The following is a 12,775-nucleotide window of genomic DNA, read 5'->3' on the forward strand; positions in this document are numbered from 1 at the left end:
CAAGCCGAACAGACGCGGAGCCCTTAGCGAGCGGAGCCAATACACCCCGCTTTACCGCAACGTAATTTTAATTGCTACGCAGAAGCCCCGCCCTGGCTATACAACCGCTCCTTCACCTTCCCCCACCGCCGCCGCAACCCCTCTTTCCAATCCTCCATCAGGGTGTAGACGACAGGGATGATGATGAGGGTGAACAGGGTCGATGAAAGCAGACCGCCGATGAGCACCACGGCCATGCTGGAGCGCGTTTCGCTCCCCTCGGTGAGCGCCAGAGCCGACGGCAGCATGCCGAAGACCATGGTCACCGTCGTCATGATGATCGGACGGAGCCGCGTCTGACCGGCCTCGATCAGCGCCTCTTTCAGGGAACGCCCCCGTTCGCGCAGGGTGTGGGTGTAGTCGATGAGCAAGGTGCCGTTTTTGGCGACGAGACCGTCCATCATGATGATGCCGATGAGCGAGAAGATGTTGAGCGAGTTTTTCGTCACCGCCAGGGCGATCAAAGCGCCGGCGATGCCCAAGGGCAGCGACAGCATGCGGATGAAAGGCGTCATGTAAGACTCGTAGAGCATGACCAGGACCATGTAGACGAGGACGATGGACAGGGCCAAGGCAGCGACCAGTTCGCGGAAGGAGTCCTGCATGCTCTGGGCCGAACCCGTAAATCTGTAGGACACGCCCTGGGGCAGCCCCTTGGCCTTGATCTTGCTGTCGACCTCTTTGAGAAAGTCGTCGAGGACGCGACCCTGCAACCCGGCGGAGATGGTGATCGTCCGCTGCCGATCAGCCCGGCGGATCTCCGTCGGTCCGACGCCGATACCGATCCGGGCCACCTGCTGCAGTTGGACGGGGAGGCCGGCATTGTTGGTCAAGGTCAGGGTACGCAAGGCGTCCAAGTCTGACTTGTTCAGCCGGTTGATTCGGACGGTGACGTCGTATTCCTTATCGCCGACGCGATACTTGGTGGAAACGTTGCCATTCAGGGACGCCCGCAGCGTTTCGGAGATGTCCTTCACCGAAACGCCCATATAGGCCGCCTTCAATCGATCGATGGAGATCTGGATCTCCGGCTGGCCGACCCGCCAGTTCGAGTCAGTGTCGCGAGAACCTGCTGTGGCGGCGACGATCGCTTTGATGTCATCGACGGCGGTGAGCAGCGTTTTCGGATCCGATCCGGAGACCTCGATCTGCACGGGATAGCCGGAGCCGGAGGCCATGGAATCGCTCTCGGTCACGGTGATCCGCCCATCCGGAAAATTGACGGCCCACTGGCGGATCTGTTCGGACACGTCCCAGACAGACCGTTTCCGCTCTCTCTTGTTGACAAGGGAGACGCCGATGCGACCGATGTTCGAACCGGCCGATCCCATGCCGATGCCGCCTGTCGAGCCAAGAGAGGTCTGGAAGTAGCGGATCTCGGGGATGGTCTGCAAATAGGATTCAATGGTTTTTAACGCCTGGTCCGTCTTCTGGATCGGCGTGCCGATGGGCAGTTCTACATTCACCGTGATGTCGCCCTGGTCGGTGCGCGGTGCAAATTCGAAGCCGATCAGTTTGAGGGGGACGAGCGCCGCCGAGGCGAAGAAAAAGAGGACGCCGGCGGCGATGACTTGTTTGCGGTGACGGAAGGACCATTCGAGGATGCGCAAGTAACGGTCACGGAAGCGGGCGGCATAACGGTCCACCGGTGCAAAGATACAGGCCGCCTGATACCAGGAGACACCGGCCAACGGATGGAGTTTTGCCCCGCCGCCGCGGGGCTTCATCAACCGCGAGGCGAGCAGCGGCGTCAGCGTGAAGGAGACGAAGAGGGACATCAATGTGGCGAAGACGACGGTCAGGCCAAACTGGCGGAAGAACTGGCCGACCATGCCACTCATAAAGGCGATGGGCGCAAAGACGACCACGTCAGAAAGGGTGATCGCGATGGCCGCCATACCGATCTCGGAGCGGCCGTCGAGGGCTGCCTGCTTCGGGCTTTTGCCCATGGCCAGGTGACGGTGGATGTTTTCCAAGACGACGATGGAGTCGTCGACGAGGATACCGATGCACATGGCCATGCCCATGAGGGACATGACGTTGAAGGTGAAGCCGGCGAAGTACATCCCCGCCAGTGTGGAGATGAGCGACACAGGGATGGCGATGAGGACGGAGACCATGGAACGCCAGTCGCGCAAGAAGAAGAGCAAGGCCACGCTGGTTGTGAGGATGCCTTCTAGGATATTGGCACGGGTGCCGTTGACAGAGAGGCGTATGTACTGGGAAAAGTCGCGGGCGATGATCAACTGGGTGTCGCCGGGAAGCTCTTTTTTCAGGGAATCGATCTCTTTCTTGACGCGATCGCCCACATCGACGAGGCTGGCGTCAGACTGTTTGAAGACCATCAGCGCGAGGGCCGGTTGGCCGTTTAAGCGGGTGTACTCGCGGAGCTCCTTGTAGGTGTCAGACACATCGGCGATCTCCCGCAGGGCGATGGACTTGCCGTTCGCCATGGGAATCTCCAGGTTGCGGATCTCCTCGACAGAACGAAACTGGCCGAGCACGCGGACCATGTACTCTGCTTCCGGGCGGTCCAGGCGGCCGGAGGGCTCATTCAGGTTTTCCGAGTCCAAGCGGCGGATGACCTGGTTGATGGAAAGACCGTACCGCTCCAACTTGGTCCGGTCGATGTTGATCTGGATCTCCCGCTCCTGGCCGCCGGAGATGGTCACCTCGGCGACACCGGGGATCTTCTGCAACCGCTCCTTGATCAGGTCCTTGGCCATCTCGTTGGCCTCATAAAGCGGTCGCGAGGAGCTGAAGGCGATGGCGGCCACCGGCAGGGCGTTCATGTCCCGTTTGATGACCACCGGGTCTTTGACATCCTCGGGGAGGCGCCCCTTGATCGAATCGACCTTTTTCTGCACATCGATGGCGGCCTGGTTGGCGTCCGCCGTCAGTTCAAACTCGATGAGAATGGTAGCCCGCCCTTCCACGGAGACGGAAGTGAGCTTTTTTAAGCCCGCCAGGGAGGAGAGCCCTTCTTCGAGGGGTTTGACTACCTGGGTCTCGATCTCCTCGGCGCCGGCGCCGGGATAGGCCGCCGACACAGTGACAAAAGGCGTATTCAGGGCGGGGTACAGCTCGACGCCGATGCTACGGTAGCTGTAGAGGCCGATGACAACGAAAAAGAGAGCGACCATCGTCATCATGGCCGGTCGCTTGAGCGCCAGTTCTGTGATACGCAACGGGTATACCTCCTGCGAAATGCCGAATAGGGTTGTCCGGTTCGGTCGCGATGGCTCCATTGTATCACGGCGATTCCCCCCGATCACCGATAAAAAGACGAAAAAGCTCGCCAAAGTTCAAAGATTTTTCCAGCTCAGAGGGCAAACAAGGGTTTTGACGCGGCAAGTCGAATAAAGGACAAAACGCAGAAAAGAAAGGAACAGGCCGATGAACAGACTTGCCGAACCGCCGCGCCGGCTGTTGATGGGAAACGAGGCGATTGCCTGGGGCGCCATCGAGGCCGGCGTCCGTGTGGTCGCCGCCTATCCCGGCACACCGTCGACGGAAGTGACAGAAAAGATCCTGGAACATGCTGCTGATTATGGGATATATGCCGAGTGGTCCGTCAATGAGAAAGTGGCCCTTGAGACGGCCATTGCCGCCTCCTGGGCGGGCGCCCGCGCTATGGCTTGCATGAAACAGGTCGGCCTCAACGTCGCCTCCGATCCCTTGATGACCCTGGCCTATCTGGGTGTGAAGGGCGGCCTCGTCCTGATCGTCGCCGACGATCCGGGACCACACAGCTCCCAGACGGAACAGGATACGCGCCTTTTCGCCCGCTTCGCCAAACTCCCTGTCCTCGATCCGGCCACACCGGAAGAAGCCCGCGAGATGGTCAAAGCGGCCTTTCGATTGTCCGAGGACCTGCAGGTCCCCGTCATTGTCCGACCCACCACCCGAACGGCCCATGTCTGCCAGGACATGTCTTTTTCCCCACCGCCCCTACCCGCCCTCCCTCTCCCCCCGGTCCGCTTTGAGCGCGATCCAGGCTGGGTGATCCTACCCTCCCTGTCGGCCAAACGCCATCGCCGCCTCAACGCCATCCAGGATGAGATGCGCCGCTGGTTCCTGCAGCATCGCCTGAACGGCATCGCTCCGCTCTGTGGCGAAGACGGAACGGCCGGTTGCACCGGAAACTGCTCCGAAGACACTGGAAATGTCAAAAACGCCGGATATGCCGGTCATTCGGGGAAAGCCGTCGAGGACCTCGCCATCGTGGCCGGCGGTGTGGCCTATAGCTATGTTCAAGAAGGGCTGGCCATTCTCGGCGTCTCCATCCCCGTCTATAAGGTGGGCGCTCCCGTTCCCTTGCCGTCCGCGCCTATCCTCGACTTCCTCGGCAATAAAAAATCTGTGCTGATCGTAGAGGAGCAAGAACCGGTGATTGAAGAGCAGTTGACGGTCGAGGCCTATCGAACCGGCCTATGCCTGTCGATCATCGGAAAAAACTCGGGCCACCTTCCCCGGGAAGGCGAATTCAGCACCGATCTGCTGTTGCCGCTGCTGCGCCGCTTTGTCACCGGTTCGATCCATTGCGACCGGACGCCGGCAGCTTCTGCCTCGCCGGCGCCGCTTACCCCAGTGGGGCAGCCGGGGTCCGCTCCCGCAATTTCTACCGGTTCGGCCGTCGCACCGGCCCCGGTGTCTGCCCATTCCCTGCCGGCGCCGCCGCTGCGCACCCCGATCCTCTGTGCCGGTTGCCCTCACCGCAACAGCTTCTACGCCTTCATCCAAGCCGCCCGTAGCCGCGACGCCCTCTTCACCGGCGATATCGGCTGTTACACCCTGGGCGCCATGCCGCCGCTGGGTGCTGCCGACACCATCATCTGCATGGGCGCCTCGGTGGCCATGGCCGCCGGCTTTTCCCACATCGAGCCGGATCGACCTCACATCGCCTTTTTGGGCGACTCTACCTTCTTCCACTCCGGTATCCCGCCCTTGATCAACGCCGTCTACCAGCAGGCTCGCATGACCCTGGTCGTCCTGGACAACCGGACGACGGCCATGACGGGTCACCAACCGCACCCCGGCCTGGGCCGCAAGGGAACGGGCGAGATCGCGCCGACCATCGATATCGCCGCTGTCGCCCGCGGCTGCGGCGTCGAGTGGGTGCGCACCGTCGACCCTTATGACATTGCGGCCACCATCGCCGCCGCCCGGGAGGCCCTCGACTATCCCGGCGTCTCCGTCATCATCGCCCGCCGCGATTGTGTCAACCTCGCGCGCCGTTCCACTCCCTACCGGATCGACGCGGAAGCCTGCCGCCGCTGCGGCATTTGCCTGCACAAGTTCGGCTGCCCCGCCCTTTACGAAGTGAAGCCTGCCGACAAAGCGTCCGCTGCGCTTTCGGAAAAAAATCTATCTGTCGAAGGGGCTGGCGCTCCCACAACCGACACGGGTCAAGGCGGTAAACCGGCCGTCGCCATCGCACGCGAAAAGTGTTTCGGCTGCGGCGCCTGCGCCCAGATCTGTCCCTGGAAAGCCATTTCGCCGGAGGTGGCGTCATGAAGACCTTTAACCTGATCATCACCGGCGTCGGCGGCCAAGGCGGCGTCCTGGCGTCGCGCCTCTTTGCCGAAGCGGCGCTGGCCGCCGGATACAAGGTTCGCACATCGGAAACGATCGGCATGGCCCAACGGGAAGGCTCTGTCATCAGCCATGTCCGCGTCGGAGAACGCCTGTGGAGCGCCCTGATCCCCGACGGCGCCGCCGATGTCCTCATCAGCCTAGAACTGGCGGAGGGTCTAAAGGGCTGGACAAAAGTCGCCCCGCACGGTCGAGCCATCATCAACCGCCGCCCAATCATCCCGCCGGCGGCCTCTCTGGGTTTGACCCGCTACGACGAAGGGGCCATTATCGAGTTTTTACAACAACAGGGACAGCGCGTCCACTTGATCGACGCCACCGCAGCCGCATTGGAGACAGGCAACGCCAAGACGACCAACATGGTCATGCTCGGCGCCCTGTCGACGCTGCCCGGCCTTCCCGTCACCGCAGACATGCTCTGGCAGGCGGCGGAGGCTCTCTTGCCTGCCCGCCTCCGCGAGATCAACCGCCAGGCCTTCCTGACCGGCCGAAGCCTGGGGTCTTGTGCCGGAACATCGCCTTTGGTATCCTAAAGGATGAGATGTAAGGTTCCTTTCTGACGGACGGGATCATTGCACCGCCTGAACATTCATAGAAAGGTCATGGAGCCGAGCCGAGACGCCTGAGAGGCACCTGAGCGTAATTGGGCAATTGAACAATTACGCAACCGAGCACCTGAGCAATGGAGACCCACCTGAGCCAATCAGTAGAGCATGAGAGGAGAAGAGAAACATGACCCCATCTGCCGTCGCCTGTGAACGGACGGAGATGCGCCGTCCTATCGATTTTGACGCTATCGCCCAAAGCCAGTTTCCCCTGCTGGTGCAGACCATCCGTCGCGCCTACCAGATGAGCCCCTTTTATCGGGAGCGTTTTCAAGCGGCGGGGATCGCGCCTGACCATATCCGCTCCATGGACGACCTGGCTCGCCTGCCCTTCACCACCAAGCAAGACCTGCGGCAAGCCTACCCGCTGGGCCTGATGGCTGTCAATGAAGAAGAGGTTGTCCGCATCCATTCCTCATCGGGAACGACAGGCAAACCGGTCATCGTGCCCTATACCCGGAAGGATGTCGACGACTGGGCCGTCATGATGGCCCGCTGCCTGAAAACGGTCGGCGTCAGCCGCCGCGACCGCGTGCAGGTGACGCCCGGTTACGGCCTATGGACGGCCGGCATCGGTTTTCAAGCCGGTGTGGAGAAACTGGGCGCCATGACGATTCCCACCGGCCCCGGCAACACAGATAAGCAGTTGGAGATGATGACCGACCTGAAGGCGTCGGTGCTCATCGGCACCTCCTCCTACGGTTTGCTGCTGGCCGAAGAAGCGGAACGCCGCGGAATCCTCGAGGCGATCCAACTGCGAATCGGCATCTTCGGCTCCGAACGGTGGGGCGACAAGATGCGCAGGCGCATCGAGGAGATCTTCGGGATCGAGACTTTTGACATTTACGGTCTGACGGAGATCTACGGACCGGGCATCGCCATCGACTGCCCTTGCCACGAGGGCCTTCACTTCTGGTCCGATTACCTCATCTTCGAGGTCATCGATCCGGAGACAGGCCATGTCCTCCCGCCGGGCCAGGAAGGCGAACTGGTGATCACCACCATCGCCAAGGAAGGCATGCCCCTCATCCGCTACCGCACCCGGGACATCACCACCATCGAGACCTACGCCTGTTCCTGCGGCAGCCCTTTCCCGATGATCCGGCGCGTGCTGGGGCGGACCGACGACATGATCAAGATCAAAGGGGTCAATATCTACCCCGGCCAGATCGACCATGTCCTCAAGCACACCCCCGGCGTGTCCAGCGAATACCAGATCGTCCTGGAGCGGGTGGACAACAAGGACCATATCCGCATCCGCGTCGAGTTGTCCAACGGACACGAGCCGGAAGATGTCGCCCGGGCCTGCCGCAAAAACATCAAGTCGGTCATCGGCATCGTCGCCGATGTGGAAGTCCTCCCCCATGGCGGGCTGCCGCGCAGCGAAAAGAAGACACGGCGGGTCTTCGATCACCGCTACGATTATCTGGAAAATCCACCCAAAGCATAAAGGGCATTTTTCCAAAGGCCTCCCGGTCTGACCGGAGGCCTTTTGCTTTTCGCGGTGCATACTAGAGGTATGCGAAAAGAGTTGATTTCTTCCACACAAGTTTTTGCGCTCGCCACCATCTTTTTGCTGGGATCGTGGATCATCTTGACGCCCTCGTCCCGCATCACCAAGCAAGACGCCTGGATCGGCTCGCTGTTGCTCGGACTCCCCGCCTGCGGCTACGCCCTCTTGCTCTCTGCCGTCAAAGACCTCTATCCCGGTGAAAACCTGATCGGCCTCTCCAGAAAGGCCTTTGGCCAACGAATCGGCTCCATTCTCGCGGTCTTTTGGCTCTGGTTTCCTTTGCATTTGGCCGCGCTGGTGTTGAACAACCTGACCAGCCTGCTCATGTACCAGATTTACCCTACCGCATCAGCCATCACCCTCTCCTTGCCGCTGATCATCGTTATCGCCTATAGCGCTGCCTTAGGTCCGGAGGTCATCGCTCGCTTTGCCCTGATCCTCTTGCCGCTGATCATCGCCGGCTTGTTGGCCATTTACGGGTTGGCCATCCCCCTCTTCGATGCGCATCACCTGTTCCCCCTCTTGGAAGCGTCGACAGGGGACTTCCTCCGCCAGGGATTGGCCGGCTTCTCTTTTCCCTTCGCCGAGATGATCCTCCTCTTCCCTTTCCTCGCCCATGCCCCCAAAGACAGGAGCCTCTTGCGACCACTCCTCTCCGCTGTTATCCTTTCGACGCTGCTCTTTGCGCTCCGCGACATGATCGCTATCGCCGTCTTTGGGCAAGCGGAAGTCGATACGCTCCTTTTTCCGCTCTTTAGTGTCGTGCTCCACGAAGAACTGGGGATTTTTCTCGATCGCCTGGATGTGGCCTTCATTCCCGTCTTTTTTTTCTCATCGCTGATCAAAGGCATGATCTGTTTCTATAGCTTCATTGAACATCTGACCGATTGGCTTGGCGCAAAGGAGCGCTCGCTTTTGATCCCACCGGCGGCGCTGTTGACGGTAGGCCTCTCCTTGTTTGTCTACGAACACCTCCTCGACGTTTTTGACTTTGCCAATAAGGCCTACGCCCTTTACCTGCTTCCCTGGGCCCTTGGGTTTCCCCTCGGGGCGCTTATCCTTCGCTACCGGAAGAAAGTGAAGCCAAGCCAATCGTAAAGCCTTTCACCCATGGGCATGTACCATTGACCGATCCAGCGCGTCGGGTGAAGCAGCGGCTCTCCCATCTGGCTGCCGATCAGGGTGTAGTAGACACCCGTCACCAACATAAATAGATAAGCCGCTTTCATCTTCCAAGGCGCCTTTTCGAGGGACGTTCCCTGCACAAGAAGCAGCAGGCCGGCAATACCAAGGAGGAGGATGATCACTCTTCATCCCCCTGTTTCGCTTTTTGATTCTCCGAGATGACGCCCTTATCGATGGTCCCTACGTTGGAAAGGCGGACGCTCACATTGACATCCAGCGCGATCTCTCGCAACCGTTGGGACCATTGCTCTTTTTCTTTGCTCCAGATCTCAGGGTAGAACGCCTTCAGCTCTCGGCTAAGCTCGAATAAATCTGTTTCGGACTGCTGCGCTTGCTTCCAAGCGGCGAGCACATAGCGGCGCGCTTTCTCCGACGTCATCGCCTCTAACTGTTTCACTCGGTCTTTGACCAGCGGCGTCTCGCAATGATACTCCATCAATTTGCCGCTGGCGGTAATCTCGATTTGAAAGGCAGGGATCCCGCCCTGGTCGACCACGTCTATCCTCCGCCGGATCGACGAAAGGATGACAGTCGCCTGTCTACCGACTTCTTCATCCATGCAATCTACTAGAACAGGCGCTACGGCCTTCTCTTTGGCGCGAACCAACAGGAAGCCTCGCGTCTCCTCTTCATTCAACTGACCGCGCATGCGAAAATCGCGAACCATGGCGCCGCCACTCACGGCGGGGACGGCATAAGAGGCCAGCCTTTCCTTCTGTGTTCCTGTGGACTCGACAGGTGTAGGCTTATCCTTGCGCAAGTACGGGAATAGAACGCCCCTCTGCGGTTCATAGGAGGCTTGAATAAACTCGCTCATTCGCAAGCGCATCGTCCCACCCCATTCGCGGTAGTTTTCGATCATGCGCCATGTCTCCTGGGCAATGTTCATCTCAAATTCCGGTGACAAGACCATGTAATCGCGGGCACTGCCTTCCACAATCGCCATATTGGCCCCCTTGCGTACCTCTATATTGCGGACCAAAAAGTCAACGATTTCCTTCATGCCCTCTTTGGCCGTCTCCTCACCGATGATATAGGTCCTTGCTTGATGCCAGCTGATCGGACCGTCCACACGTCGTCGCAGCTTCAGCGAGGCGTCCATCATGCTCTCCCCTTCGGCGCTGACGAGCCAGTAGGGATTCATCTTCTCGCTTTCCACACCAATCCGAGCCGGGGCCTTGAAGAATTGCGCCGTCAAGCGGAACCGCCCTTCCTCTACCTTATCAATGCCAACGGCGATGATGAAGGCCACCCGGTCCAACTCCTGTTTCCCCCCGCAGCCTGCGAAGAGGGGCGCCAAGAGGACTGCGAGCAACAAGACAGGGCCCATGCCCAGCCCCCTGCATGGTTTACTGATCACCATCGCGCCTCCCCTCCACGCTGCCTTTCGGAGAGCGCACCATCTGACGTAAAGGCCTAAATGGTCGCCTTTTGTCGGCGGGAAGGCTGTCGATTTCTGGAGCCATCCAGGCCATCCTCCTTCTCCCGGCGCTTTTGCCGATTCTTCTTATGTTATGGGAAGGCGCCAAATAGTCTTCCCGCTTTGTCATTGTCCAAAAGGGAAAGCGCAACAACTTTGAACGCAACGCGAGCGGTTCTAGCGGGGAGAGGGGGCTTAAATAGGGGACCCCAAAGGAGCGAATTGCACAGAGGTGCAAGAGCAGGATCGATAATCCGCAGAGCAGCCCGAGGACGCCAAAGGTGCCGCCCAGCAAAAGCAGCAGAAAGCGAATCATGCGAAAAGCCTGGGCTTGATTGAAGGCAGGGATGGCAAAGGAGGTGATGCCGGTGATGGCCACGACAATGACCATGGCCTGCGAGACGAGCCCGGCTCGAACAGCCCCCTCACCGATGACTAAGGCGCCGACGATGCTGACGGCTTGTCCCACTGACCGAGGCAAGCGAAGCCCCGCCTCCCGCAGCAATTCGAAGATGCTCTCCATGATGAGCGCCTCCATCAAGGCCGGAAAAGGGATCCCGGCTCGCGAGGAGGCAATGGAAAACAACAGGAGACTGGGAAGCATTTCAGGGTGAAAGGTTGTCAAGGCCACATAGATGGAGGGAAGGGTGAGCGAAAAAAAGGCGCCGATGTAGCGAAGAATCCGGGTAAAGCTGCTAAAGTAGTATCGTTCATACTGGTCTTCTGGGGAATGAAAAAACTCGATAAAGGTGGTTGGCGCGATCAAGATCGACGGAGAGCCGTCGACGAGAATGGCAAACCGTCCGTTCGCCAACGCTGAAGCGGCTACATCAGGCCGTTCGGTATGGGCTATCTGCGGCAATATCGAGATGGGATGATCCTCGATCCATTCTTCGATCGTGTTGCTGGAAGCCACTTCGTCAATATCAATGTGGGCCAGCCGCTCTTTTACTTCAGCCAGCACCCGCTGGTCAATAACCCCTTCGATGTAGAGGAGGGCGATTTTCGTCAGGGAAAGCCGCCCCACTTCCGCAACCTCCACCTTGAGCGAGCGGCTGTTTATGCGCCTGCGGACCAGGGCGATGTTCTCGTACAGGTCTTCCACAAATCCGTAGTGCGGGCCGCGCACCACTTGTTCCGCTTGTGGCTCTTCCGGGGAACGGCCTGACTTTTTGGGGATGCGCAAAGCGTATGTGACTGCGGCTCCCTCGACGAACAACAGCGCCGCGCCAAAGAGCAACTCCTTCATCGCCTTATTCCAGTGGGTGATGGCGAATACGGAGCCGCCTGCCAACAGCTCCTCTGCAAAGCGTTTCCGGCGATCCAAAGGGGCTGTCGGCATGATGTCAGCTGAAAGGCGATCCCTTTGCAGGGACAGGATGATCCGATCCAGTCGATGCATATCTGTGACCGACACGAGAAAGGCCAGGGCGACCGGTATGGATTGTCCATCCATGTCTACATGGAGGCGACGGATCCGCAGGTCGTCGCTTCGTTCGAAATCAGCGCGGAGCTTTTGGATATTTTTTTCGATGTCTGTAAGGACCCTTTCGCTCCTTAAGGGCTGCCGCTTTTTTTGCTGCACCTTGCTCCACCTTACCCATGATTCCACTCCGTCGCTCCTTCGACAGATCTATTATCCCTTCTCCTTTGCATACTTACACAAGCACCATTCGCACAAAAAATAACCGCCTCCGTAAGGGATGCGGTTATTCGCAGCTTGATAAGTTTGACCTCAGCTTTAAAAGGGCTTTAGCGACACAATTCCGGCGGTTTGCCGGTTTATAGGATCTCCCTTTCCTCCTCAGGCTGTATCCCGTTCCAGAAATAATCGAGCAGGTCGAGGACATCCTCTTTTCCATGACCTGTTTCTGCCGAGAAGACGATGATGGGGATCTCCTTGGGAATAGCCAGATCCTGACGGATCTGCTTCACATGCTTGGCATAGCGGCCCCGGTTGATCTTGTCCGCCTTGGTGGCGATGACGGCGGCGCCGATCTTGAAGTGGTTCAACCATTCGCGCATGGCGATATCGTCCTTTGTCGGCGGATGGCGGATGTCGACCAGTTGGATGACACCGCGGAGTTGAAGCCGTTTTTTCAGATAGTGCTCCATCATAGGCCCCCAGCTGGCCCGCTGTGTTTTGGAGACGCTGGCATAGCCATAGCCGGGCAGATCGACGATATAAGCAGCCTGGTTGATCCGGTAAAAGTTGAGTGTCTGTGTCTTACCCGGTGTCGACGATGTCCGGGCCAGGTGGCGGCGGTTGCAGAGCTTGTTGATCAGGGATGATTTGCCTACATTGGAACGGCCGACAAGGGCCACTTCGGGGAGATTGTCTTCAGGGTACTGCTCCCCTTTGACGGCGCTGATCACAAACTCAGCCTCTTTGATTTTCAACGGCGATTCCCTATGACC

9 protein-coding genes are annotated in these 12,775 nt (G+C 59.1%); 4 read left to right on the forward strand and 5 right to left on the reverse strand.

Annotated elements, in window-relative coordinates; genetic code table 11:
- Positions 1-74: 74 nt before the first annotated feature.
- Positions 75-3,227 (reverse strand): efflux RND transporter permease subunit, encoded by a 3,153-nt coding sequence (locus tag HM1_RS01370; protein WP_012281457.1) that lies wholly within the window; start codon positions 3,225-3,227, stop codon positions 75-77.
- A 208-nt stretch (positions 3,228-3,435) separates the two neighbouring features.
- On the opposite strand from HM1_RS01370, the gene HM1_RS01375 reads away from it, so the two are divergent.
- The 4 genes from HM1_RS01375 to HM1_RS01390 all read left to right on the forward strand — a co-directional run bounded on the left by HM1_RS01375 (position 3,436) and on the right by HM1_RS01390 (position 8,850).
- Positions 3,436-5,556 (forward strand): thiamine pyrophosphate-dependent enzyme, encoded by a 2,121-nt coding sequence (locus HM1_RS01375; RefSeq protein ID WP_012281458.1) that lies wholly within the window; start codon positions 3,436-3,438, stop codon positions 5,554-5,556.
- Complete coding sequence (locus HM1_RS01380) at positions 5,553-6,167, forward strand: indolepyruvate oxidoreductase subunit beta (RefSeq protein ID WP_012281459.1); 615 nt, start codon at positions 5,553-5,555, stop codon at positions 6,165-6,167. The genes HM1_RS01375 and HM1_RS01380 overlap by 4 nt, the downstream gene beginning before the upstream one ends.
- A gap of 199 nt (positions 6,168-6,366) precedes the next feature.
- Positions 6,367-7,689 (forward strand): phenylacetate--CoA ligase family protein, encoded by a 1,323-nt coding sequence (locus tag HM1_RS01385; protein WP_012281460.1) that lies wholly within the window; start codon positions 6,367-6,369, stop codon positions 7,687-7,689.
- A gap of 81 nt (positions 7,690-7,770) precedes the next feature.
- Positions 7,771-8,850 (forward strand): GerAB/ArcD/ProY family transporter, encoded by a 1,080-nt coding sequence (locus HM1_RS01390; RefSeq protein ID WP_187147794.1) that lies wholly within the window; start codon positions 7,771-7,773, stop codon positions 8,848-8,850.
- Here HM1_RS01390 and HM1_RS01395 read toward each other — a convergent pair.
- The 4 genes from HM1_RS01395 to yihA form a co-directional block, all read right to left on the reverse strand.
- On the reverse strand, positions 8,817-9,059 hold the full coding sequence (locus tag HM1_RS01395) for a hypothetical protein (RefSeq protein WP_012281462.1): 243 nt from the start codon (positions 9,057-9,059) through the stop codon (positions 8,817-8,819). The genes HM1_RS01390 and HM1_RS01395 overlap by 34 nt on opposite strands.
- Positions 9,056-10,300: a Ger(x)C family spore germination protein gene (locus HM1_RS01400; protein WP_041313058.1), complete on the reverse strand. Its 1,245-nt coding sequence runs from the start codon at positions 10,298-10,300 to the stop codon at positions 9,056-9,058. Before HM1_RS01400 ends, HM1_RS01395 begins: the two co-directional genes overlap by 4 nt.
- Positions 10,287-11,969 carry a spore germination protein gene (locus HM1_RS01405; protein WP_012281464.1) on the reverse strand — a complete coding sequence of 561 codons (1,683 nt, stop codon included), beginning with the start codon at positions 11,967-11,969 and terminating at the stop codon, positions 10,287-10,289. The genes HM1_RS01400 and HM1_RS01405 overlap by 14 nt, the downstream gene beginning before the upstream one ends.
- Before the next feature lie 170 nt (positions 11,970-12,139).
- Entirely contained in the window at positions 12,140-12,757 is a 618-nt protein-coding gene (yihA, locus tag HM1_RS01410; RefSeq protein WP_012281465.1) for a ribosome biogenesis GTP-binding protein YihA/YsxC, read from the reverse strand.
- Positions 12,758-12,775 lie beyond the last annotated feature (18 nt).

This window comes from Heliomicrobium modesticaldum Ice1 (assembly GCF_000019165.1).
Lineage (GTDB): Bacteria > Bacillota > Desulfitobacteriia > Heliobacteriales > Heliobacteriaceae > Heliomicrobium > Heliomicrobium modesticaldum.

Bases quoted from the DNA above. Each gene is read 5' to 3' on its own strand.
- HM1_RS01375 (WP_012281458.1), top strand. From the start codon at position 3,436: ATGAACAGACTTGCCGAACCGCCGCGCCGGCTGTTGATGGGAAACGAG.
- HM1_RS01380 (WP_012281459.1), top strand. From the start codon at position 5,553: ATGAAGACCTTTAACCTGATCATCACCGGCGTCGGCGGCCAAGGCGGC.
- HM1_RS01385 (WP_012281460.1), top strand. From the start codon at position 6,367: ATGACCCCATCTGCCGTCGCCTGTGAACGGACGGAGATGCGCCGTCCT.
- HM1_RS01400 (WP_041313058.1), bottom strand. From the start codon at position 10,300: ATGGTGATCAGTAAACCATGCAGGGGGCTGGGCATGGGCCCTGTCTTG.